This window comes from Bacteroides sp. BFG-606 (genome assembly GCF_024788145.1).
Taxonomy (GTDB): Bacteria; Bacteroidota; Bacteroidia; order Bacteroidales; family Bacteroidaceae; genus Bacteroides; species Bacteroides vicugnae.
This window is the reverse complement of record NZ_JANUIL010000001.1, coordinates 5,340,141-5,363,307: the sequence shown is the minus strand read 5'-3', so window position 1 is coordinate 5,363,307 and position 23,167 is coordinate 5,340,141. Positions and strand designations below refer to the sequence as shown.

Genomic DNA, 23,167 nt, shown 5'->3' with positions numbered 1-23,167 from the left:
AATTAATTGATTGATGTAAATTGCCTACAAAGATAAACAAAATCCCAAAGTAAGTGCCGAAAGCTTTTTATTTTCTTTTATGTAGATTCTTTAGTTCAAATGAAAGCATGACACGGAAAAGTCCGATGATGAGGAAAGCAAAAGAAATCATATACACTGCGTAGAGCGCTCCTATGGCGGGTTGCCATAATATTAAAAGAGAGCACAGGATGGCAAGAATACCGAAAGCCATGTACCAGCCCCAGTCGCGGGTTCCGTAACGTTTCAGGTCGATGGAATAGCCGGTGGAGGAGAAGCCGCGGAACATAAGCCAGAAGGCGATAATGAAAGGAATAACTTCCATACTGACCATCGGATAGGCAATCAGGTAAATACCTAGAACGAGGTCGATCAGTCCTCCTACGATATACCATCCCCAGCTCGGGACGCCTTTCCGGTTGCTAAGGGCGAAGATGATTTCCAGAATACCGCTTATCAGCATCGATACACTGAAAATGATGCTTAGAGCTACATAGGTGCTTACGGGTGAGAACATGAGCCAAAGGGCTACAATGATATACACGATTCCCAAAAGAAGAGAAGTCCACCAATTTTTTACTGAATGTTGAATCTCATTGAATACAGTTTCCATACATTTTATATTTTAAATTGAACACTAAAGTGATTTCGTTGGTGAATAACAAATTGAATTTAGAAAAGGTTTTCCGTGAACATATTTGGGGGAATAGTTGTTTCCTATATAAAGTAAATTTTAAATATACATGCATTATGGCAACAACAAATTTCAAAGGACAACCGGTGAAACTGATCGGTGAATTTATACAAGTAGGTAAGGTAGCTCCTGACTTCGAGCTGGTAAAAACAGATTTATCTTCTTTCTCTCTGAAAGATTTAAATGGTAAAAATGTGATTTTAAATATTTTCCCCAGTCTGGATACCAGCGTATGTGCAACTTCTGTACGTAAGTTTAATAAGATGGCTGCCGGACTGAAAGATACGGTAGTATTGGCTATTTCTAAGGATCTTCCTTTTGCACACGGCCGTTTCTGTACGACAGAAGGTATTGAAAATGTAATTCCATTGTCTGATTTCCGTTTCTCTGATTTCGACGAAAGTTACGGAGTGCGTATGGCAGATGGACCGTTAGCAGGACTTTTGGCTCGTGCCGTAGTTGTGATTGGCAAAGATGGCAAGATTGCATATACGGAACTTGTTCCTGAAATCACTCAGGAGCCTGATTATGACAAAGCCTTAGCTGCGATACAATAATAAAGTATTAAGTATAAAGTATTAAGTATTAACCGCGGCAAATCAGCGGCTACGACTAATACTTAATACTTAACACCTAATACTTATTTAAACTTTTTGACCTAATGGGAACTGGTAAAAAGGCTTGGTAAACTGCCATAGCTCCGTTCTTGTTAGGTTGTGTTTTTTCTACACTAAACCTCAACTATCATGAACAAAATGAAAACTCTATTCATCGCCCTGTTATGTATGGGCGCTGGAACTTTATCGGCCCAAACTGCCGATAGTACACAAACTTCTCCCTGGACAAAAGAAGGATTTGCCGGACTGAAACTAACGCAAGTGAGCCTCACTAATTGGGCTGCCGGAGGTGATAACTCTGTTGCCTTTGACTTGCAGGGCACTTATCAGATTAACTATAAGAAAGGAAAACATCTGTGGAATAACCGTATTGAACTGGCTTATGGATTAAATAAGACTGGTGATGACGGAACCCGGAAAGCGAATGATAAAATCTATTTGAATACGAATTATGGCTATTCTATTGCCAAAAACTGGTATGCCAGTGCGTTCGCCACTTTCCAGACACAGTTTTCTCCGGGATATGACTACTCTGTTAATAAAGACATTGCTATCTCCGAATTTATGGCTCCTGCCTATTTGACTACCGGTTTGGGCTTTACGTATGATCCGGGTAAGATATTTACCGTTGTATTGTCTCCGGCTGCGTGGCGCGGAACATTTGTACTCAATGACCGTCTCTCTGACGAAGGAGCTTATGGAGTTGATCCGGGCAAACATCTATTATCCAGCTTCGGTGCTAACTTGAAAGGAGAAGCTAAATATGAATTCTTAAAGAATATGACAGTATATTCACGTTTGGATCTATATTCCGATTATCTGCATAAGCCGCTGAACATAGATGTGAACTGGGAAGTACAAATAAATATGATTATCAATAAATGGTTCTCAACCACACTTACTACTAACCTGATGTATGACGATGATGTGAAAATCGTGCAAAAGGATGGTACAAAAGGTGCTCGTGTGCAATTTAAAGAGATATTGGGAGTAGGAGTCCAGTTTAATTTCTGAGTACCAAGTATTAGGTATTAAGTATTACCATGGCTGTTTGATTAATTGTGTAAACAACAATTAGAGCAAAATACCAGCTACGGTTAATACCTAATACTTAATACTTAATACTTATTTTTTCTTTTTCAGCCCTTTATAAGCCAGAAAACCGATTACCATTACCACCACTGCTATAATGACATAGCCAATTTCGTGACTGTATTCGGTTGCCATTACATAGACATCATTAGTCGTTTTGAGGTCTGTAAAACGGTAAATCAGGTATCCGAGCAAAGCTAATATACTGTTCCATATAGCAGCGCCGAGAGTTGTATAAAGCAGGAAAGAACCTATTTTCATGCCGGCTAATCCTGCAGGAATACTGATAAGTTGGCGTACAGCCGGAATGAGGCGGCCAAAGAAAGTGGAAGCTGCACCGTGCTTTCTGAAATATTCTTCCGCATGATGTATTTTTTCTTCATCAATAAGGCACATGTGCCCTAAACGACTGTTAGCAAATTTATAAATGATAGGGCGACCCAGCCAACGGGCGAGGTAATAATTTACTAATGCACCGATATCGGCTCCTATGGTTGCAAATAGGATGACGAGAAAGATATTCATACTGTCGTCAGCCATTGCTTTCCATGCGGCAGGTGGCACTATGGCTTCCGAGGGGAAGGGAATAAAAGAGCTTTCGATAGCCATAAAAATGGTGACTACCCAATAGTTCAAGTTTTCTAATACCCATTTAAGAAGTTCTGCTACTGATTCCATGTTTTTTGAGGATAGAATTTATAAATTGATTTATTTTTTTCCTTTCGGTTTTTTCTTATTCTCTTTTTTCATGCGTTCCCATACTTCTTTGAGAGTTCTTTCGTCTTCTTCTCTATGTTCGGGACTGTTCAACAGATCCAGAATCATGTCTTCTTCCAATGGATGCTCGCATTCCTTATTATATTTAAAGAAGTTGTCGATTTCGCCGTGCATAAGGCAAAGAACACTCAATTTCTCCGTCACGTCTTCGTATTTCGGATTCATCTGGTATGCTTTCTCAAAGTATTCTTTCGCTTCGAACAGATAGTCACTTTCCGAATAAGCAGAGGCAATCATATACCACATTTCTATGTTAGGGTTCGTCTCTATCGCTTTTTCGAAAGAGATGGCAGCTTCGTCTTCCAGTTCCTCTGCGAGGTATAGTTTCCCCTCTGTCAGATAAATCAATCCCTCATTCGGGTTTATCTCTTTGGCTTTTTCGCATAACTCATGCGCTTCTTCATACCTTGCCAGATGTGACAGGGCGAAAGCTTTGCTGGTATAAGTGTCTATCAATAAAATAGACTGTTTGTCTCCGTTTTCTTCAAAACGTGCGATTACTTTGTCGTAATAGTCATCGGCTTTCTGCCATTCTTCTTTATTGCCATAGGATATTCCCATAAACATATAACCCAGTTCGGGGGAATGGATTTGAACTCAATCGCCTTTTGGTAATTCTCGATGGCTTCATCCGAATTGTTCAGATAGAAGAAACAATGTGCCTTGTAGGCGTAAGCTTCTCCGTATTGATCGTCGGCTGCCAATGCAAAATCACAGGCTTCGATGGCTTTGTCTATTTGTTCCTGAACAAAGTAACATTTCACCAGCCCCATCCAGTAGGACGGGTTGAACGGGGATTTGTCAATGAGTTTGTTGTAATAGGTGATGGCCGGTTCTACCTGATGGGTCGATGCCAGATAATCGGCTGTGAGAGCCATATATTCTTCATCTTCGGCATAGCGGGATTTCCCTTTGTCGAGCCATTCTTTGGCTGCTTCCGGATATCCCATGTCCAGATAGAGAAAGACAACATCAATGATTGTTTCCAGTTCGTCGGCATCCGCTATTGTGCTTAACAGCCATTGGGCTTCTTCCAGTTTTCCTCCATTCAGCAATAGTTCGGCTTTCAGCAGTTTCACTTCGGAGTCAAATTCTTCGGTAATTGAATCTGCCACTTTCTTTGCTTTTTGTAGCTTTTGGGTGTCCAGGTAAAGATAGGCTTGTTCTATAAGCAAATCTGTATTTCCCGGATGTATTTTAAGCCCGTAAGTGATTGCTTCTTGTGCTTCTTTGAATTTTCGTTCGGAGGCATACCAGTCAGCGATGTCAGCCAATTGGTCAGCATCCAGATAAAGTTGTCGGTTTTCTGCTTTTGCTTCTTCGTAGTTTGTGATTAGTGTGACTAGTTCCTTTTTTGCTGATGGTGAATTTTTCCTACCCATTTTATTTTAGATTTTTAATTGCTAAGATGGGGCTGTTGCAAAAGTTTTGATGATGATCCTTTTGACACAGCCCCATTGTAAAGTTAAGCTTGAAAGCTTAGTTATTTATTAATCTTCCCCCATGTGTCTTTCAACCCTACTGTGCGGTTGAAGATTAGTTTTTCCGGGGTTGATTCTTTATCGATATTAAAGTAACCGATCCGTTGGAACTGCAGGTAGGAGAGTGGAGGCAGGGTAGCTGCGAACTTCTCTATGTAGCAGTTGGGCAGAATTTTCAATGAGTCCGGATTAATGATTTCCTTCATGGCTTCCAGTGCTTCACAATTTTTTGCTTCGCGGATGGCAGCCAGTTCGTCGCGTGGATTTTCCACTTTCCACAGGCGGTCGTACAAACGTACTTCTGCTTGCAGGCAGTGGTTACAGCTTACCCAGTGGAGCGTACCTTTCACCTTGCGGTTAGCATCCGGCATACCACTGCGGGTATTTGCGTCATATTCGCAATATACTTCTGTGATTACACCGTTTTCGTCTTTCTTGCAACCGGTACATTTCACGATATAAGCATTTTTGAGACGTACTTCCTGTCCCGGTGTCATGCGGAAATATTTCTTGGGAGCATCTTCCATGAAGTCTTCGCGTTCCATCCACAACTCGCGGCTGAACTCGATCAGGTGACTTCCTGCTTCCGGATCTTCCGGATTGTTGATTGCTTCCAGTTCCTCAACCTGTCCTTCCGGATAGTTGGTGATAATCAGTTTTACCGGGTTGATAACGGCAGATATACGGGTAGCACGGCTGTTCAAATCATCCCGGACAGAGCTTTCCAACAGGGCGATGTCGTTCAGGGCATCGTAAGTGGTATAACCGATTTTATCGATAAACTTATGAATGGACTCCGGTGAATAACCGCGACGGCGGAAACCGCAGATAGTCGGCATACGGGGGTCGTCCCATCCGTTTACCAATCCTTCTTTCACCAGTGTGAGCAGGTTACGTTTGCTCATCAGGGTATAGCTTAGATTCAGTTTGTTGAATTCAGTCTGACGGGGACGGTTGTCGTTCAGGTCTTTTCCTTCTTTCAACCAATCGATGAAGAGGTCGTAAAGCGGACGGTGTACCACAAATTCAAGTGTACACAGAGAATGAGTCACTCCTTCGAAGAAGTCACTCTGTCCGTGGGCGAAGTCATACATCGGATAAGCTTTCCAGGTAGTACCCGTACGGTGGTGCGGGTGTTTCACTACACGGTAAATAATCGGATCGCGGAAGTGCATATTCGGATTAGCCATGTCAATCTTGGCACGAAGCACCATGGCGCCTTCTTCGATCTCGCCGCTATTCATTTTCTTAAAAAGTTCGAGGCTCTCTTCGATAGGACGGTTCCGGTAAGGGCTTTCCACACCCGGTTGGGTAGGAGTGCCTTTCTGCTGTGCGATCAGTTCGGAACTTTGTTCGTCGATATATGCTTTTCCCTCCTGTATCAGGCGGATCGCGAAATCCCATAATTGCTGGAAGTAGTCAGAAGCATAATATTCATTTCCCCACTGGTAGCCTAACCATTGGATATCTTCTTTGATAGCTTCTACATATTCCACATCTTCCTTGGTAGGGTTTGTGTCGTCGAAACGAAGGTTACATACACCGCCGTGTTTTTCTGCGATGCCGAAATCAAGGCAAATAGCTTTGGCATGGCCGATGTGAAGGTAGCCGTTGGGCTCGGGCGGGAAACGCGTCTGCACTTTTCCACCATTCTTACCTTCTTTCAAGTCTTTCTCTACTGCCTGTTCAATAAAGTTCAAGCTTTTCTTTTCGCCTGCTTCTTCGTTTTTAATATCTGTCATAACGGTTAATGTTATCTGTATTTAGGCTACAAAAGTAGGACATTTTTTTTATTTAACCGGAATATAACCGCTCTTTTTTATAATGTCTTGTCCGTCGGATGAAAGAATAAACTGAATCAGGGGACTAACTTGTTCCTTATTTTTTACATTATAATAGTAGTAAAGCGGGCGGACGATAGGGTAGGTCTTGTTGGTGGCATTCTCTACCGTAGGGGTGGCGTAGTGGCTTCCGTCATAAGATACGGAAAGCGTTTTGACACGAGGAGATACGTAGGCAAGTCCGACATATCCGATGGCTCCTTGGGTCTGGCTGACGGACTGGATAATGGCACCCGTTGCCGGCATGGAAAGGCTGCTTGCCATGTAGTTTTTATTTTTCAATACGCTCTCTTTGAAAAATTCGTAAGTGCCGGACGATGTTTCACGCGAGTAGACCACTATTTTGCGGTTGTCTCCGCCTACCTGTTTCCAGTTGGTTATCTTCCCCCGGAAAATATCCTCCAGTTGTTGGCGGGTCAGCTGTTTCACCGGATTGGAGGGATGCACCACCACGGCGAGGGCGTCGTAGGCAACAATCACTTCGTTTACTTCTTCTCCTGCCGCTTTAATTTTCATCTTCTCGCTGAACTTGATCGGGCGGGAGGCCATCGCAATGTCCGTTGTATGATCCATTAAGGCGGAGATACCCACACCGGTTCCGCCACCGGTTACTGTGACACGGGCATCCGGATGCTGGTTCATAAACCGCTCTGCTGTCTGTTGTGCGACAGGTAGTACCGTGTCGCTACCTTTTATACGTTGCGCGTTGGCACCGAGCGAGAGTAAGGAAAGGGCGATTAATAAGTTTCTTCTCACTTTCATATTTCTTCTTTTTATTGACTTTGCAAATTAAGCAATCGGATATTACATTTCCATTTCATCCGGAATGGAAATATTGCTTGTAACACAAATGTAATACGATTGAAACATTTCCTTCAAACATTAGTCACACCTCCTTAATAAAGAGACGCTTTCTTTGCATCAGAAATCATAGTAGGTATGAAAAAGGTATTTGAAAGGATTGTGGAAGGAATGTTGACTTGTAGCGGTTTCGTGACAAGTATTACTATTCTGCTGATTGTACTCTTCCTTTTCACGGAAGCTTTCGGGCTGTTCAAGAGCAAGGTGATTGAAGAGGGATATGTGTTGGCGCTGAATAAGAGCAACAAAGTTAGTGTGTTGAGCCCTGCACAGATAAAAAATGTTTTTGATGAGGAGATCACAAACTGGAAGGAGCTCGGTGGGGAAGATCTCCCTATCCGGGTTTTTCGTTTGGAGGATATAACGCAGTATTATACGGAAGAGGAGCTGGGACCTGCTTATGAATATGCAGGCGACAAGATTACGGAACTGGTAGAGAAAACACCGGGTATCGTAGCTTTTGTTCCGCAGAAGTTTATTGTTCATCCGGACGCGGTGCATTTCATAGAAGATAACACCATTTCTGTGAAAGATGTATTTGCGGGTGCCGAATGGTTTCCTACGGCCACTCCGGCAGCTCAATTCGGCTTTCTGCCGTTGATTACCGGTACGTTGTGGGTGAGTCTGTTCGCCATTCTTTTTGCTTTGCCGTTCGGGCTTTCGGTTTCTATCTATATGTCTGAAGTGGCAAACCCGAAAGTGCGGAACTGGCTGAAACCGATTATCGAACTGTTGAGCGGTATTCCTTCGGTGGTCTATGGCTTTTTCGGGTTGATTGTCATTGTTCCGTTGATTCAGAAGTTGTTTAATCTTCCGGTAGGAGAGAGCGGCCTGGCAGGGAGTATCGTACTGGCTATTATGGCATTGCCTACCATCATAACGGTGACGGAGGATGCGATGCGCAACTGTCCGCGTGCTATGCGGGAAGCGAGCCTGGCATTGGGGGCTTCTCAATGGCAGACTATATATAAGGTAGTGATTCCTTATTCTATTTCGGGTATTACATCCGGTGTGGTACTTGGCATCGGACGTGCTATCGGGGAGACGATGGCGGTATTGATGGTGACGGGTAATGCGGCCGTGATTCCGACAACTATTCTTGAGCCTTTGCGTACCATTCCGGCTACGATTGCCGCCGAACTGGGAGAGGCTCCTGCAGGTGGTCCGCACTATCAGGCATTGTTCCTGTTGGGTGTCGTACTGTTCTTCATTACATTGATTATCAACTTTAGTGTGGAATATATTTCTTCTAAAGGATTAAAACGTAGTAAATAAGATGGAAATACGGAGTAATAATAAAGCTAAACACCGTTCGCAGAAATTTGCTTTCGGAATTTTCCGGTTGTTGAGTCTTTGCATTGTATTGATATTGTTTGCGATTCTGGGATTTATCATCTATAAGGGAATCGGTACTATCAATTGGGATTTCATCACTTCGGCTCCTACGGACGGAATGACGGGTGGCGGTATCTGGCCGGCTATTGTAGGTACCTTCTATCTGATGGTGGGAAGTGCGCTGTTTGCATTTCCGATAGGGGTGATGAGTGGTATTTATATGAATGAGTATGCGCCGAAAGGCAGGTTGGTACGCTTTATCCGGGTGATGACCAATAACTTGAGCGGTATTCCTTCCATCGTATTCGGATTGTTCGGTATGGCGCTGTTTGTCAATTATATGGGGTTCGGTGATAGTATTCTGGCAGGCTCTTTGACATTAGGTTTGCTTTGCGTACCTTTGGTTATCCGGACAACGGAGGAAGCCTTGAAAGCCATTCCTGACAGTATGCGTGAAGGTAGCCGGGCATTGGGAGCGACGAAGTTGCAGACGATAGGACGCGTCATTCTGCCGATGGGTATGCCGAACATTATAACAGGGTTGATTCTCGCATTGGGACGTGTTTCGGGAGAGACGGCGCCGATTCTGTTTACTTGTGCCGCATACTTCCTGCCGCAACTGCCTACCGGCATTCTGGATCAGTGTATGGCCTTGCCTTACCATTTGTATGTGATTTCCACCAGTGGAACGGATATGGAGGCACAACTGCCGCTGGCTTATGGCACGGCATTGGTATTGATTATGATGATCCTGTTGGTGAATCTGCTGGCTAATGCCTTGAGAAAGTATTTTGAGAAAAGAGTAAAAACGAACTAAATTAGTATATGGATACAGTGAAAATTGATACGCGTGATGTGAACTTCTGGTATGGGGACTTTCATGCATTGAAGGGCATCAGCATGCAGATTGAGGAAAAATCGGTTGTTGCTTTTATCGGACCGTCCGGTTGCGGCAAGTCTACTTTCCTCCGGCTTTTCAACCGGATGAATGATTTGATTCCTGCTACCCGTCTGGAGGGAGAAATCTGTATCGACGGACATAATATCTATGCGAAAGGCGTGGAAGTGGACGAACTCCGCAAGAATGTGGGAATGGTGTTCCAACGTCCCAATCCTTTCCCGAAAAGCATATTCGAGAATGTGGCTTACGGACTTCGTGTGAACGGAATAAAAGATAATGCTTTCATCCGCCAGCGTGTAGAGGAAACGTTGAAAGGAGCGGCTCTTTGGGAGGAGGTGAAAGATAAGTTGAAGGAATCGGCTTATGCACTGTCCGGCGGACAGCAGCAGCGTCTTTGTATTGCCCGTGCGATGGCTGTCTCTCCTTCGGTATTGCTGATGGATGAACCTGCCTCTGCGCTCGATCCTATTTCTACGGCGAAAGTGGAGGAGTTGATTCATGAACTGAAGAAGGATTATACGATTGTAATCGTTACGCATAATATGCAGCAGGCAGCCCGTGTCAGTGATAAGACGGCGTTTTTCTATATGGGAGAAATGGTGGAATTCGATCAGACGAAAAAGATATTCACCAATCCGGAGAAGGAGGCTACCCAGAATTACATAACGGGACGTTTCGGGTAATGAATTAGGCACGGATTACACGGATTTCACGGTTTTTAGAAATATGCTTGTTTAAAGCAACAGCGTCATCCGTGTAATCCGTGCTTAAAATTTATCTCTGAAATCTAATTAGCAGAATATTAATCATTTATATATAATAGACTATGGTAAAGTTTATAGAATCGGAACTCATCCTATTGAAGAAGGAAATTGATGAAATGTGGACCTTGGTGTACAACCAGCTTGACCGTGCCGGAGAGGCTGTGTTGACCCTTGACAAGGAGTTGGCTCAACAGGTGATGGTTCGCGAACGCAGAGTGAATGCTTTCGAATTGAAGATAGATAGTGATGTGGAAGATATTATCGCATTGTATAATCCGGTGGCGATTGATCTTCGTTTTGTGTTGGCTATGTTGAAAATCAATACGAACTTGGAACGTTTAGGTGACTTTGCGGAAGGGATCGCCCGTTTTGTACTTCGTTGCAAAGAACCGGTATTAGATGCGGAACTGTTGTCTCGTCTTCGCCTGGCAGAAATGCAGGCAGAGGTGTTGTCGATGCTGGAACTGGCGAAACGTGCCTTGAATGAAGAGAGTAATGATTTGGCGGCAGGAGTGTTTGCCAAGGATAATTTGCTGGATGAAATCAATGCGGATGCAACAGGGATTCTTTCAGACTATATTATCGAACATCCGGAAGCTGTACATACTTGCGTAGATTTAGTCAGTGTGTTCCGTAAACTGGAACGCTCGGGAGATCATATTACCAACATTGCCGAGGAGATTGTTTTCTTCATTGATGCCAAAGTGTTAAAACATCGTGGAAAAACGGATGAAAATTACCCGGAAAAGTAATTTTCTGCCGATTTTTAAACAGAAATTAGGGCTCCTTAAAAAATTATCTTATATTTGTCTCCTGTAACGGACAAGTTACAGGAGTTTTTGCTTCAAATGATAATAAATCCAAAGAATTTTCAAAAAGATGTTATATGACATGTTTTATAATTTGGATAGTATCGGTAAAACCGCCTATATTTGCACCGTTATCCTGAAAACAATCTTTTTACCTTAAAAAAAAACTAATACCTATTGAAAACTGAAAAATGGGGCTTTGTGAAAAGCCCTATTTTTTTTGCTCTTATTTTTTAAGCTCCTTTCTAATTCGTATCTTTGACCCTTGCATTAAAAGAGTATTTTCAATCGTAAAATAGTAAATCAAAATAGTAAATAGTAAATCGTAAAATAGTAAATAAAATTATGTTTTCTGGAATCGTAGAAGAATATGCTACTTTGGTAGCACTGGTGAAAGACCAGGAGAATATACACTTTACATTTAAGTGTTCGTTTGTGAATGAGTTGAAAATTGACCAGAGTATTTCTCACAATGGTGTATGCCTGACGGTGGTGACTCTGACGGATGATACGTATACGGTGACTGCCATGAAAGAAACGTTGGAGCGTTCTAACCTCGGTTTGTTGAAAGTGGGGGATAAGGTGAACGTTGAACGTAGCATGATGATGAACGGTCGGCTGGATGGACATATCGTTCAGGGGCATGTGGACCAGACTGCCACTTGTATTGATATTAAGGATGCGGAAGGCAGTTGGTATTTTACATTCCGGTATGCGTTTGACAAGGAGATGGCGAAACGCGGATATATCACTGTGGATAAGGGTTCGGTGACTGTGAACGGCGTTAGCCTGACGGTATGTAATCCGACGGATGATACTTTCCAGGTGGCTATCATTCCTTATACTTACGAGCATACGAACTTCCATACATTTGAGATTGGCAGTGTGGTAAATATCGAATTTGATATTATCGGTAAGTATATCAGCCGGATGATTCAATATAAATAAGGAAATATAAATAAGTGACCGGAGGATTGGAAATGGCATATACTGATTTTCTTCAATTGGTGCAGGCTCGTCAAAGTGACCGTTCGTATGATAAGGAACGTCCGGTGGAGCCGGAAAAGTTGGAACGGGTGCTTGAAGCTGCACGTTTGGCGCCTTCGGCCTGCAACGCACAACCTTGGAGGTTTGTGGTCATCACAGACAAGGAACTGGCTCAAAAAGCCGGGAAAGCTGCTGCTGGCTTGGGAATGAATAAGTTTGCCAAAGATGCTCCCGTGCATATTTTGGTTGTAGAAGAATCTGCTAATATCACTTCCCTGCTTGGTGGAAAGGTTAAAGGCAAGCATTTCCCGTTGATCGACATTGGAATAGCGGCTGCTCATATTTCTCTGGCTGCTGAAGCCGAAGGATTGGGCTCTTGTATTCTGGGTTGGTTCGATGAAAAAGAGATGAAACAACTTGCCGGTATTCCTGCTTCGAAACGTTTATTGCTGGATATTGTCATTGGCTATCCGGCAAAGGAAAAACGTAAGAAGACGAGGAAGCCGAAAGAAAAGGTGATTTCATACAATCGTTATTGATTGAAAAATAATTATATTCTTAGGCTTTTAGGATAAGCATATAACAGAAAGCATCGTTGGTTTAAAAGGAACGTCCCTTTCCTTTAAAACCAACGATGCTTTCCTTTTAAAGGAACGACCTGTTTCTTTAAAACCAATAATGGCTTTTCTAAGGTGTTGATAATTAACTTATTATTGATGCCGCTTTTCCGGCGGCATCAATAATGCAGTATTTATTTCTTTTTTGACAAATCTTTTAATAGGTAGTCTACTGCTGCTTTCAGTTGCGCGTCTTCTCCTTTCAGGCTGGCTGCCGGTTCGTTATAGACTAGAATATCAGGTTGCAAGGTCTGATTTTCGAGATAGTTGCCTTGCATATCCATGCAACCTACCTGTGGGATACCGAATACAATAGACGGATCTATCTGGCGCTCCCACCACACGGCTGTCATCGTTCCTGCCACCGGGGCGCCTATCAGTTTACCAATGCCTAGAGTCTTATATACGTAAGGAGTGCCATGTGCATTGCTGTAATTGTCTTCACAAGTTAGCATGCATGAGGCTTTCAGCCATTTGTTGAATGGATCGCTGCCAATATATTGTCCGCGTGGCACGAAACGTTGATATTCCTTTCCGCTAAGTAAGGTGACCACATCATCGTGCAGCCATCCACCACCATTATGACGGGTATCTACCACTACGGCTTCTTTATTGCGATAACGACCGAGCAATTCGGAATAGATCTTGCGGAAGCTGGGGCTGTCCATACCTTTAATATGTACATAAGCAATGCGTCCGCCGGAAAGCTCTTCAACTTTCTTGGCGCAACGCTCTACCCAACGTTTGTAAAGCAGCTCGCTTTGAGTGCCATAGCTGATTGCTTTTACTGTTTCTTCAAAACGTTTTTTAGTGGAAGGATCGTATACGGTAAGTACTACTTTGCGTCCGACTTTGCCTTCAAATAACGGGAAGTAATCAGCACCGGCTTCCAATCGTTGTGCCGTCTACTTTTTCAATGATGCAACCTGCCTTCACTTCTGTCTTTTTCTGGGTGAAAGGACTTTGCTTCATGATTTCCTTGATCTTTAACCCGGCACCGTTGTATGACTCATCGTAAAAGACTCCCAGAGTAGCGGTAGGCATTGCGCTGCCTCCTGCTGCAAACCGGGCTCCGGTATGGGAGCCGTTCAGTTCGCCGAGCAATTCACTCAACATTTCTGTGAAGTCATAATTGTTACTGATGTGGGGCAAGAAGCGTTCGTATGCTTTTTTATATCCTTTCCAGTCTACTCCATGCAGGTCGGCAATATAGAATTTGTCATTTACTTGCTGGCAAACGTGGTCGAAGATGTATGCACGTTCATCATAAGGGCGGTAATCGAAGAATGCTTCAAATTCTATCGGTGTAATTTTGCTACCGGCAATCTCTATTTTCTTCAATCGGCCGCCTGTGCACATAAAGATATTCTTTCCTTCTTTATCCGGTATGAGTGAGCCGCCGCCAACTCCTTTTAATAATATTTTAGTTGTGTTTTCTTTCAGTTTATGCTCCCAAAGGTCGTAGTCTCCTTCAAAAGCTGCCAGGTAATAAAGAATATCACCCTTCGGACTCATGACAGCGTCACCCAGGCGGGAAGAATTTACAGTTAGACGAACGATACGGTCAAAACGATTTTCCAAATCGAATGTAAGAGGTTTTACCTCTGTACTGTCTTTTTCGCATTCTCATTTTGGGTAGTTTTCTTCTTACTGTCTTTAGTATCTTCTTTCTTCTCTGCCTTTTCTTTCTTGGCTTTTTCTTTTTCTGCTTTCTCTGCCTTTTCCGCTTCTTCAAGTAAGGCAATGTCTTCTTTGCTCATCAGGAAGCGGTTGTAGGCATCGACGTCGAAAAACATAATATAGGTGTCGTCTTCACTTCCCCAGCTACCATGGCTACGGTATCCGGCACGGTCACTGTTCCATATCATCGCTTTTCCACCCAACACCCATTTGGCGTTGCTGTCGCTGTATCCGCTTTCGGTAAGATTGACCATTTCGCCTTTTCCGTCGGCTTTCAGCAAAACGACGTCTTTATTGTTCCAGCCTCCTATGCCGATGAAGTCTGATAGAATCCATTTGCTGTCAGGGCTCCATTGGAACCATTGGTCACCGTCGGCATAAGAATATTGATATTTGGCATCCATCACTGTGCGTACAGCCTTGCTTTTCAGATTGATGACACGGATAGCGGTACGGTTTTCGAGGAAAGCAACCTCTTTACCGTCAGGGCTGAATTGTGGTTGGAAAGAAGCCACTTTGGAGTTTGTCAAACGTTCTTCTTTCAATTCTGTGGCATAGGTGAATTGTTTCTCCTCTTTGCGTACGATGGTGGAAGTGTAAAGCTGCCACAATCCATCGCGTTCTGAAGAATAGACGAGTGTGCGTCCGTCGGGTGCGAAACTGATGTTACGTTCCTGATCGGGTGTGTTGGTGATTTGTTTGGTTGTTTTGTAGTCAATGGAGGTTACGTAAACATCACCGCGCATAATGAATGCAACTTCTTTTCCTTTGGGAGACACAGCGATATCGGTAGCTCCGTTGGATTTGATTTGGCGGATAATATCTTTGTCATTCTTGTCTGCCAGGATACTAATGTTCACCTTTTGGGGTTGTTTGCCCGGAACAAGTGTATAAATCTCACCGTCATAACCATAACAAAGCGTGCCTGTAGTTGAAATGCTTAGAAAGCGTACGGGATGCTTTGTGTGGAAAGTGATTTGTCGGGAAGTAGTGGCTCCGGGAGTACGTTGGAATATATTGAAGGACCCTTTCTCTTCACTTAAATAATAGAATGATTGGCCATCAGGACTCCATACCGGTTCACGGTCTTCACCTCCGAAGGTTGTTTGTTTTTGATAAATAGGGGCTTTTCCGGGAGTGTATGTCCAGATGTCGCGGGCAATAGGGGATACCTGATGTTTACGCCAATAGTCTTCGTATCCTTTCTTGTCTTGATAGAGCATCACTCCCTCCTTATTGATAGAGATGCATTCCATTGGCATGGATGAGAACATAGTGGGGCGTCCTCCCGTCACGGGCACTTCGTATACTTGCTGGAACTGACCGGAAGGAAATCCGGCATCTTCGGCAGAGGGAGCAATGTTGGCTGTGAATAAAATGTGTTTGCTATCTTTGTAGGCAACGGGTTTCTCACTGCCCGAATGAGTGGTCAGTCGCTGGGGCGTTCCTCCTTCACTGGATACGACGAAAACGTCGAGACTTCCCATTCTGTCCGATGCAAAGGCAATCTGTTTGCTGTCGGGACTCCACACCGGTTCCGTATCAAAAGCCGGATTGGTAGTGATTTGTGTGGCACGTCCGCCGGTTGACGGTACCGTGTAGATGTCTCCTTTGTAGGTGAATGCAATGGTGGTTCCGTCTGGCGAAAGAGCGCAGTGGCGCATCCATAAAGGAGATTCTTGTGCAATGCTTGTCCCTGCTAGACAGATGACAAATGCACTTAGCAGTAGCTTTTTCATTTTTTCTAATCTAATTGTGTTAAGTTCTTTTTCGCGATTTAAGTTTTGGCCTTCCTACAAATCCTTCAGTAATACTTTACTTGCTTTTTTATAGTATTCTTCTCTGGATTCGGTCAGCACCTTCCATTCGTCGTTGAATTCTTCATCTTTGTCAATTTTGAAATTCTCGGAGCCGTATGTGTCCAAACGGTCTAGCAGGACAGCCACATTTAATTGATTGATATCCATTGAAGGCTGGTAACCGATTTCTTCACTTTTTTCGTCGGTAACCACCTCGTGAATCAATTCTATTTCCTGTAACTGATAAAGTACCTGGTTTGTCAGCCGGATAGGAATCTGGTGTTCTTCCGATATTTCTGCAGCCGTATAGGGCGGTTTGTTCTTTTCGAATCGTTTGGCTATGAGTGACATAATCAGGATGGATATAAAATCCCGGTATCGTCTGCTGATGTTACGGGTGTCCTGGTCAAAGCTGAAGCTGCGGATATTTTGTCCGGCATACGTCAGTTCAGCTCCAAACAAACAGATTGTCCAGGATATCTGCAACCAAAGCAGAAATAGGGGGAGTGCGGCAAAACTACCATAAATGGCATTGTACTTTGACACCCACAACTGGCTGTTGATGTACAGAAACTGAAAAGCCTGATAAGCGGACCCTGCCAGAATACCTGCAATGAGTGCATGCTTGAATTTCACTTTCGTATTCGGCATAAAGATATACAGTCCGGTGAACATCAGCCATGTCAGGACGAAAGGAATAAGCCGTATCATGAATTTCATGACAGGAGCGAGCAGAACAAAATCATCCATCTGTTTGAGAATGGTGCTCATAAACAGGGAAAGTCCTCCGGATACCACGATCAGAATCGGCATCAGCAGGAACATGGAGAAATAGTCCGTAATCTTGCGATACATGGATCGTGCTTTTTTCACTTCCCAGATACGGTTGAAGGTGATTTCAATATTACTGACCAGATTGATAACCGTCCATAACAACATCACCAAACCGACTCCAATGAAAATACCTCCTTTAGTCTGTGAAAGATAGGAATTGACAAATGAGAGAATGGCCTCCGTTGTTTCTATATTCCCTCCGAAGCCGTTGCGGAACTGATGTTCCATCAGGTTGTCAAATCCGAAACCGCGTGCTACGGCAAACAGAATGGCAAGTATCGGTACAATGGCAAGCAATGTGCTATATGTCAGTGCAGAAGCCTTATTGGCCATTTGGTCTTTGGTAAACCGGTTGATGCAAAGATAGACGGTCTTTATAATATTGTAGAGTGAGAACTTGGTCCGGGTCACTTCGTCTTCCGTAATGCGCCAGATGTCATACGTAAGAAACTTCCATATATCGGTGATTTTCTTCTTCATGGTTCTTCGCTGATTACTAATTGCAAGCAACTAATTACTGATTACAACAGCCTTGCTCGAACAGTCGATCCTCATCCATTAGTCATTTGTAATTAAATGGATAATTAAAAGAAAAAGCAGTCAGCCTATAAGCCGAGTTCTGTACCCCATATAATTTCCGATTATTAATCTTTAATTATATCAGGTGCCTGTCATTTATCTGAGTGGCGTGTCACCACGACACTTTAGCGGTCTACCCTCCGACATGGAGCGAGCAACTCTCATAACGCCGGTTTACATGACCTTACAACTCCTAAGACGTACAGCCCGCATGTCGCCATGCGACTGGTGGGCTCTTACCCCACCTTCTCACCCTTACCTCTCCCCGAAAGGAGCGGCGGTTATTTTCTTCTACGTTACTCTACCCTCGCGGACAGCTTTCTGTTAGGAAGTAGGATGCTCTATGTTGCCCGGACTTTCCTCCTGCACGAAACATGCACGCGACAGACCGGCCAACTGCTTTAGGCTGCAAAAATACGTCATTTATTTTGTTTTAGCCAAAGAAAGTGTCACAAATAGAAATAATTTCTAACTTTGCTATCATTAAAATGGATTTTAATGAAGAAGAATATCCTCCTTTTCTATTGTTTCCTGGCGATGACGGCAGCTAGCCTGAAAGCACAGGAAATACGCCCCATGCCTGCCGATTCGGCTTATGGGGTAGTACATATTTCAGTTTGCAATTTGCGCGAGGAAGGCAAATTTACTTCCGGCATGAGTACGCAGGCATTGTTGGGAATGCCGGTCAAGGTACTTCAGTATAACGGTTGGTACGAGATACAAACACCGGATGATTATACCGGATGGGTGCACCGGATGGTGATTACCCCCATGTCGAAAGAACGGTATGATGAATGGAACCGGGCGGAAAAGATAGTGGTTACCTCGCACTACGGATTTGCGTATGAAAAGCCGGATGAGAGTTCCCAACCCGTATCCGATGTTGTTGCGGGCAATCGTTTGAAGTGGGAGGGGAACAAAGGACATTTCTATCAAGTATCTTATCCCGACGGGCGGAAAGCATATCTTTCGAAATCCATTTCCCAACCGGAAACAAAATGGCGTGCTTCACTGAAACAAGATGTTGAAAGCATCATTGAAACCGCTTACTCAATGATAGGAATTCCTTATCTTTGGGCAGGAACCTCTTCCAAGGGAGTGGATTGTAGCGGACTGGTACGAACCGTACTTTTTATGCATGACATTATTATCCCTAGAGATGCCTCTCAGCAGGCCTATGTGGGCGAACATATCGATATTGCCCCTGACTTCTCTAATGTCAAACGGGGGGATCTGGTGTTTTTCGGCCGGAAAGCGACTGCGGAACGTAAAGAAAGTATTTCTCACGTCGGCATTTACCTCGGAAACAAGCAGTTTATCCACGCGTTGGGAGATGTGCACGTCAGCAGCATGAATCCTGCGGATCAAAACTATGATGAATTCAACACGAAGCGTTTACTTTTTGCTGTCCGTTTCTTACCTTATATAAATAAGGAGAAAGGAATGAATACCACAAATAAGAACCCCTTTTATAAATAAAAGAATGCAGAACAGGAGAGATTTTTTGAAAACGGCAGCTTTGGCTGCTTTTGGTTCGGGGTTAGTAGTCCGTCAGGCATTAGCCGGAGAATCGTCGCTTTCTACCATTCATATAAATAAGCTCGGTTTGGGAGGGAAGATGAAAATGACTTTTTTTCCTTATGAACTGAAGTTGAGGCACGTGTTTACAGTTGCCACTTATTCGCGTACAACAACTCCCGATGTGCAGGTAGAAATAGAATATGAAGGCGTGACGGGGTACGGAGAAGCCTCTATGCCTCCTTATTTGGGAGAAACAGTAGAGTCTGTGATGAATTTCCTGGGGAAAGTGAATCTGGAACAGTTTAGTGATCCTTTTCAGCTGGATGACATTTTGTCATACGTTGACAGCCTCTCACCAAAGGATACGGCAGCGAAAGCTGCGGTAGATATCGCCCTTCATGATCTGGTAGGGAAACTGTTGGGCGCTCCCTGGTATAAGATATGGGGATTGAACAAAGAAAAGACACCTTCCACTACCTTTACGATAGGTATCGATACGCCGGATGTGGTACGGGCGAAAACAAAAGAGTGTGCCGATCAGTTTAATATATTAAAGGTGAAACTGGGACGGGACAATGATAAGGAGATGATTGAAACCATTCGTTCGGTAACAGACCTTCCGATAGCAATAGATGCCAATCAAGGATGGACAGACCGCCAATATGCGCTCGATATGATTCATTGGTTGAAAGAAAAAGGCGTTGTGATGATAGAACAGCCCATGCCTAAGGAGAAGCTAGAGGATATTGCCTGGATAACGCAACAGAGCCCGCTACCGATATTTGCGGATGAATCCTTGCAGCGTTTGGGAGATGTAGCCGCTTTGAAAGGCGCTTTCACGGGAATCAATATAAAGCTGATGAAGTGTACCGGTATGCGTGAAGCATGGAAGATGGTGACATTGGCTCATGCACTCGGCATGCGTGTGATGGTGGGCTGTATGACAGAGACTTCCTGTGCTATTTCTGCAGCTTCACAGTTTTCGCCATTAGTTGATTTTGCCGATCTGGATGGCAACCTGCTTATCTCTAATGATCGTTTTAAAGGGGTGGAAGTGGTGAAAGGAAAGATCACCCTGAATGACTTACCCGGAATCGGTGTCATGAAAATCTGACTTTACTGAATGAATGTCAGAGTGTTAAAGCCATCTGACATACAACGAATGTAAATTTGTCAGGTGTTGTCGTTAACCGCTGTTAAGCTCCAAATATTCTCTGTTAAAAGTGGACAAAAAAGAGTGACAAGTAGAATAAGTGAACGATATTTGTTATTATTTTAACGTCGTAAAAGTTAAAACAATGTCGAATATTAACATTTTAAAGAATTATAAATCATGAAACAAACAACAAAGAACATTCTGGGAGTAGGAGCAATCGTTCTTCTTAGCTCAGGAGTTGCAGGATTGACAACTTACAAATTGTTGCAATCTAACGAAGCTGCCAAAGAGACGTCTTTCAATGAGATGTTCAAGCAGAATCCCAATGTAAAATTGGCTGCTTTTGATGCTGTGAACGCCCAACCTGTTGATTTGACCCAGGCTGCTGAGAATTCGCTTCATGCTGTCGTACATATAAGGTCTACTCAAGAAGCTAAAACAAGAACTGTTCAGCAAGCGCCGGACATTTTCGATTTCTTTTTGGTGATGGACGCGGACAGCAACGTCAGGTACAGTCTCAACCTCGTGTAGGTTTTGGTTCGGGAGTAATCATCTCGAAGGATGGATATATCGTAACGAACAATCACGTGATTGAAGGTGCGGATGAAATCAGTGTGAAACTGAATGATAACCGTGAATTTAAAGGACGCGTGATTGGTACTGACCCTAGCACCGACCTTGCGCTGGTGAAAATTGAGGGTGATGATTTCCCGACTATTCCGGTGGGAGACTCCGAAGCGTTGAAAGTAGGAGAGTGGGTATTGGCAGTAGGTAACCCGTTCAATTTGAACTCTACTGTAACTGCCGGTATCGTAAGTGCAAAAGCCCGTTCTCTGGGAGTATATAATGGTGGTATAGAATCATTCATCCAGACGGATGCTGCCATCAACCAGGGTAACAGTGGTGGTGCACTGGTAAATGCCAAAGGTGAATTGGTTGGTATCAATTCAGTGCTTTCTTCTCCGACAGGTGCTTATGCAGGATACGGTTTTGCTATCCCGACCAGCATTATGACGAAAGTAATTGCCGACCTGAAACAATACGGAACAGTACAACGTGCATTGCTCGGTATTCGTGGTGGCTCTATCGGTAGCAGTTTGATGGACGACCGTCAGCCGATTGACAAATCCGGTAAGACACTGGCAGATAAAGCTAAAGAACTGGGTGTTGTAGAAGGAGTATGGGTCTCTGAAATCGTAGAGAATGGTTCTGCTGCAGGAGCTGATATCAAAGTCGATGACGTAATTATCGGTGTGGATAATAAGAAAGTGTCCAATATGGCTGACTTGCAGGAAGCACTTGCTAAACATCGTCCGGGTGATAAGGTGAAAGTGAAACTGATGCGCGATAAGAAGGAAAAGACCGTTGAAGTAACGTTGAAGAACGAGCAAGGTACTACCAAGATTGTGAAGGATGCAGGTATGGAAATCCTGGGAGCTGCTTTCAAAGAGTTGCCGGATGACTTGAAGAAGCAATTGAATCTGGGTTACGGTCTGCAAGTGACAGGAGTTTCCTCCGGTAAGATGTCGGATGCGGGAGTTCGTAAAGGCTTCATTATCCTGAAAGCTAATGACCAGCCGATGCGCAAAGTCAGCGATCTGGAAGAAGTGATGAAAGCTGCTGTTAAGTCTCCGAATCAGGTATTGTTCCTGACTGGTGTGTTCCCATCTGGTAAACGCGGATATTTCGCTGTCGATCTGACTCAAGAGTAATATATAAAATAAGGTAAGAAGATCACAGGATAAGCTAATGAAATAGAAAAAGGATGCCGCCAATCAACTTGTCGGCATCTCTTTTTGTTTTATTAGATGAAAAATATAGTGTAAAAGTTACTTAATTTTGTATGTTAACAAATTATTTGTCGTAACTTTGCACTCCAAATCTGTTTTTAAAGAATGAGACAACTAAAGATTACCAAAAGTATCACTAACAGAGAGAGCGCTTCTCTTGATAAGTATTTGCAGGAAATCGGCCGTGAAGACCTGATTACTGTCGAGGAAGAAGTGGAACTCGCTCAACGCATTCGTAAGGGTGACCGTGTAGCATTGGAAAAATTGACACGTGCCAATCTTCGTTTCGTCGTATCTGTGGCTAAACAGTACCAAAACCAAGGTTTGAGTTTGCCTGACTTGATTAATGAAGGCAATTTAGGACTGATTAAGGCTGCCGAGAAATTTGATGAAACACGTGGATTTAAGTTCATTAGCTACGCTGTATGGTGGATTCGCCAGTCTATTCTGCAAGCATTGGCAGAGCAGTCGCGTATTGTTCGTCTCCCGTTGAATCAGGTAGGTTCGCTGAATAAGATCAGCAAAGCCTTCTCGAAGTTTGAACAGGAAAACGAGCGGCGTCCGTCTCCCGAGGAGTTGGCAGACGAACTGGAAATTCCGGTTGATAAAATCTCTGATACGCTGAAGGTATCCGGCCGTCATATTTCGGTGGATGCGCCTTTTGTGGAAGGGGAGGACAACAGCCTGTTGGATGTGTTGGTTAACGATGATTCGCCAATGGCGGACCGCTCTCTGGTTAATGAGTCTCTTGCGAGGGAAATTGATAGAGCTCTTTCTACGTTAACCGATAGAGAAAAAGAAATCATTCAGATGTTTTTCGGTATCGGACAGCAAGAAATGACATTGGAAGAAATCGGCGATAAATTTGGCCTCACACGTGAGCGCGTTCGTCAGATTAAAGAAAAAGCAATTAGAAGACTTAGACAAAGTAATCGTAGTAAATTGCTCAAATCTTACTTGGGATAAGTAAGGAATATCAGTTTCTGAAAGAAAAAAGAATTTGAGTCGCATAAG

The 23,167-nt window shown here is 43.6% G+C and carries 16 protein-coding genes, 1 other RNA gene and 3 pseudogenes; 12 read left to right on the top strand and 8 right to left on the bottom strand.

Annotated features, from left to right (window positions below; all coding sequences use genetic code 11):
- Window positions 1-67: 67 nt before the first annotated feature.
- Window positions 68-631, bottom strand: a complete 564-nt coding sequence (locus NXV01_RS20660; RefSeq protein WP_004296649.1) for an HdeD family acid-resistance protein — start codon at window positions 629-631, stop codon at window positions 68-70.
- A 137-nt stretch (window positions 632-768) separates the two neighbouring features.
- Between NXV01_RS20660 and tpx the strand changes: the two genes are divergently transcribed.
- Together tpx and NXV01_RS20650 are read left to right on the top strand one after the other, a co-directional pair.
- A complete protein-coding gene (tpx, locus tag NXV01_RS20655) occupies window positions 769-1,269 on the top strand; it encodes a thiol peroxidase (RefSeq protein WP_074559007.1) in 501 nt (166 codons plus the stop codon).
- A 189-nt stretch (window positions 1,270-1,458) separates the two neighbouring features.
- A complete protein-coding gene (locus NXV01_RS20650) occupies window positions 1,459-2,343 on the top strand; it encodes a DUF3078 domain-containing protein (RefSeq protein WP_074558996.1) in 885 nt (294 codons plus the stop codon).
- Window positions 2,344-2,454: 111 nt separating this feature from the next.
- On the opposite strand, the gene NXV01_RS20645 is transcribed toward NXV01_RS20650, so the two are convergent.
- From NXV01_RS20645 to NXV01_RS20630, 4 genes and pseudogenes are all read right to left on the bottom strand, one after another.
- The gene (locus NXV01_RS20645) at window positions 2,455-3,099 is read right to left on the bottom strand and encodes a DedA family protein (protein ID WP_074558997.1); all 645 of its coding nucleotides are present in this window, start codon (window positions 3,097-3,099) and stop codon (window positions 2,455-2,457) included.
- A 30-nt stretch (window positions 3,100-3,129) separates the two neighbouring features.
- A pseudogene (locus tag NXV01_RS20640) lies at window positions 3,130-4,580 on the bottom strand (tetratricopeptide repeat protein).
- 101 nt (window positions 4,581-4,681) lie between these two features.
- Window positions 4,682-6,421: a glutamine--tRNA ligase/YqeY domain fusion protein gene (locus NXV01_RS20635; RefSeq protein WP_074638588.1), complete on the bottom strand. Its 1,740-nt coding sequence runs from the start codon at window positions 6,419-6,421 to the stop codon at window positions 4,682-4,684.
- A 48-nt stretch (window positions 6,422-6,469) separates the two neighbouring features.
- The gene (locus NXV01_RS20630; RefSeq protein WP_099147584.1) at window positions 6,470-7,282 is read right to left on the bottom strand and encodes a PstS family phosphate ABC transporter substrate-binding protein; all 813 of its coding nucleotides are present in this window, start codon (window positions 7,280-7,282) and stop codon (window positions 6,470-6,472) included.
- 177 nt (window positions 7,283-7,459) lie between these two features.
- Here NXV01_RS20630 and pstC point away from each other — a divergent pair, with 177 nt between their 5' ends.
- The 6 genes from pstC (at window position 7,460) to NXV01_RS20600 (ending at window position 12,716) form a co-directional block, all read left to right on the top strand.
- Window positions 7,460-8,656: a phosphate ABC transporter permease subunit PstC gene (gene pstC, locus NXV01_RS20625; protein ID WP_234133887.1), complete on the top strand. Its 1,197-nt coding sequence runs from the start codon at window positions 7,460-7,462 to the stop codon at window positions 8,654-8,656.
- Window position 8,657: 1 nt separating this feature from the next.
- Window positions 8,658-9,533 carry a phosphate ABC transporter permease PstA gene (gene pstA, locus NXV01_RS20620; RefSeq protein ID WP_259023148.1) on the top strand — a complete coding sequence of 292 codons (876 nt, stop codon included), beginning with the start codon at window positions 8,658-8,660 and terminating at the stop codon, window positions 9,531-9,533.
- Window positions 9,534-9,541: 8 nt separating this feature from the next.
- Complete coding sequence (gene pstB, locus NXV01_RS20615; protein ID WP_099147582.1) at window positions 9,542-10,300, top strand: phosphate ABC transporter ATP-binding protein PstB; 759 nt, start codon at window positions 9,542-9,544, stop codon at window positions 10,298-10,300.
- A gap of 143 nt (window positions 10,301-10,443) precedes the next feature.
- Window positions 10,444-11,133: a phosphate signaling complex protein PhoU gene (gene phoU, locus NXV01_RS20610; protein WP_004296659.1), complete on the top strand. Its 690-nt coding sequence runs from the start codon at window positions 10,444-10,446 to the stop codon at window positions 11,131-11,133.
- 402 nt (window positions 11,134-11,535) lie between these two features.
- Window positions 11,536-12,138, top strand: a complete 603-nt coding sequence (locus NXV01_RS20605; protein ID WP_004303876.1) for a riboflavin synthase — start codon at window positions 11,536-11,538, stop codon at window positions 12,136-12,138.
- A 32-nt stretch (window positions 12,139-12,170) separates the two neighbouring features.
- Window positions 12,171-12,716, top strand: coding sequence for a nitroreductase family protein (locus NXV01_RS20600; RefSeq protein ID WP_148367913.1), 546 nt, complete (start codon window positions 12,171-12,173; stop codon window positions 12,714-12,716).
- A gap of 212 nt (window positions 12,717-12,928) precedes the next feature.
- Here NXV01_RS20600 and NXV01_RS20595 read toward each other — a convergent pair.
- From NXV01_RS20595 to rnpB, 3 genes and pseudogenes are all read right to left on the bottom strand, one after another.
- A pseudogene (locus NXV01_RS20595) lies at window positions 12,929-16,213 on the bottom strand (S41 family peptidase).
- Between the two features lie 54 nt (window positions 16,214-16,267).
- Window positions 16,268-17,587, bottom strand: coding sequence for a YihY/virulence factor BrkB family protein (locus NXV01_RS20590; protein ID WP_099147404.1), 1,320 nt, complete (start codon window positions 17,585-17,587; stop codon window positions 16,268-16,270).
- Between the two features lie 112 nt (window positions 17,588-17,699).
- Window positions 17,700-18,086, bottom strand: an RNA gene (rnpB, locus tag NXV01_RS20585) — RNase P RNA component class A.
- A gap of 98 nt (window positions 18,087-18,184) precedes the next feature.
- Between rnpB and NXV01_RS20580 the strand changes: the two genes are divergently transcribed.
- The 4 genes and pseudogenes from NXV01_RS20580 (at window position 18,185) to NXV01_RS20565 (ending at window position 23,119) form a co-directional block, all read left to right on the top strand.
- Window positions 18,185-19,165 (top strand): NlpC/P60 family protein, encoded by a 981-nt coding sequence (locus NXV01_RS20580; RefSeq protein ID WP_234133884.1) that lies wholly within the window; start codon window positions 18,185-18,187, stop codon window positions 19,163-19,165.
- A 4-nt stretch (window positions 19,166-19,169) separates the two neighbouring features.
- On the top strand, window positions 19,170-20,321 hold the full coding sequence (locus NXV01_RS20575) for a dipeptide epimerase (protein ID WP_148367907.1): 1,152 nt from the start codon (window positions 19,170-19,172) through the stop codon (window positions 20,319-20,321).
- A 219-nt stretch (window positions 20,322-20,540) separates the two neighbouring features.
- Window positions 20,541-22,075, top strand: a pseudogene (locus tag NXV01_RS20570) (trypsin-like peptidase domain-containing protein).
- A gap of 183 nt (window positions 22,076-22,258) precedes the next feature.
- Window positions 22,259-23,119, top strand: coding sequence for an RNA polymerase sigma factor RpoD/SigA (locus NXV01_RS20565; protein WP_002561589.1), 861 nt, complete (start codon window positions 22,259-22,261; stop codon window positions 23,117-23,119).
- Window positions 23,120-23,167: the final 48 nt, after the last annotated feature.

Excerpts from the sequence above, each read along its gene's own strand:
- pstB (WP_099147582.1), top strand. The coding sequence starts at position 9,542 with ATGGATACAGTGAAAATTGATACGCGTGATGTGAACTTCTGGTATGGG.
- tpx (WP_074559007.1), top strand. The coding sequence starts at position 769 with ATGGCAACAACAAATTTCAAAGGACAACCGGTGAAACTGATCGGTGAA.
- NXV01_RS20590 (WP_099147404.1), bottom strand. The coding sequence starts at position 17,587 with ATGAAGAAGAAAATCACCGATATATGGAAGTTTCTTACGTATGACATC.
- NXV01_RS20605 (WP_004303876.1), top strand. The coding sequence starts at position 11,536 with ATGTTTTCTGGAATCGTAGAAGAATATGCTACTTTGGTAGCACTGGTG.
- pstC (WP_234133887.1), top strand. The coding sequence starts at position 7,460 with ATGAAAAAGGTATTTGAAAGGATTGTGGAAGGAATGTTGACTTGTAGC.
- NXV01_RS20645 (WP_074558997.1), bottom strand. The coding sequence starts at position 3,099 with ATGGAATCAGTAGCAGAACTTCTTAAATGGGTATTAGAAAACTTGAAC.
- NXV01_RS20600 (WP_148367913.1), top strand. The coding sequence starts at position 12,171 with ATGGCATATACTGATTTTCTTCAATTGGTGCAGGCTCGTCAAAGTGAC.
- NXV01_RS20565 (WP_002561589.1), top strand. The coding sequence starts at position 22,259 with ATGAGACAACTAAAGATTACCAAAAGTATCACTAACAGAGAGAGCGCT.
- NXV01_RS20650 (WP_074558996.1), top strand. The coding sequence starts at position 1,459 with ATGAACAAAATGAAAACTCTATTCATCGCCCTGTTATGTATGGGCGCT.
- NXV01_RS20635 (WP_074638588.1), bottom strand. The coding sequence starts at position 6,421 with ATGACAGATATTAAAAACGAAGAAGCAGGCGAAAAGAAAAGCTTGAAC.
- NXV01_RS20580 (WP_234133884.1), top strand. The coding sequence starts at position 18,185 with ATGAAGAAGAATATCCTCCTTTTCTATTGTTTCCTGGCGATGACGGCA.
- phoU (WP_004296659.1), top strand. The coding sequence starts at position 10,444 with ATGGTAAAGTTTATAGAATCGGAACTCATCCTATTGAAGAAGGAAATT.
- pstA (WP_259023148.1), top strand. The coding sequence starts at position 8,658 with ATGGAAATACGGAGTAATAATAAAGCTAAACACCGTTCGCAGAAATTT.
- NXV01_RS20630 (WP_099147584.1), bottom strand. The coding sequence starts at position 7,282 with ATGAAAGTGAGAAGAAACTTATTAATCGCCCTTTCCTTACTCTCGCTC.
- NXV01_RS20660 (WP_004296649.1), bottom strand. The coding sequence starts at position 631 with ATGGAAACTGTATTCAATGAGATTCAACATTCAGTAAAAAATTGGTGG.
- NXV01_RS20575 (WP_148367907.1), top strand. The coding sequence starts at position 19,170 with ATGCAGAACAGGAGAGATTTTTTGAAAACGGCAGCTTTGGCTGCTTTT.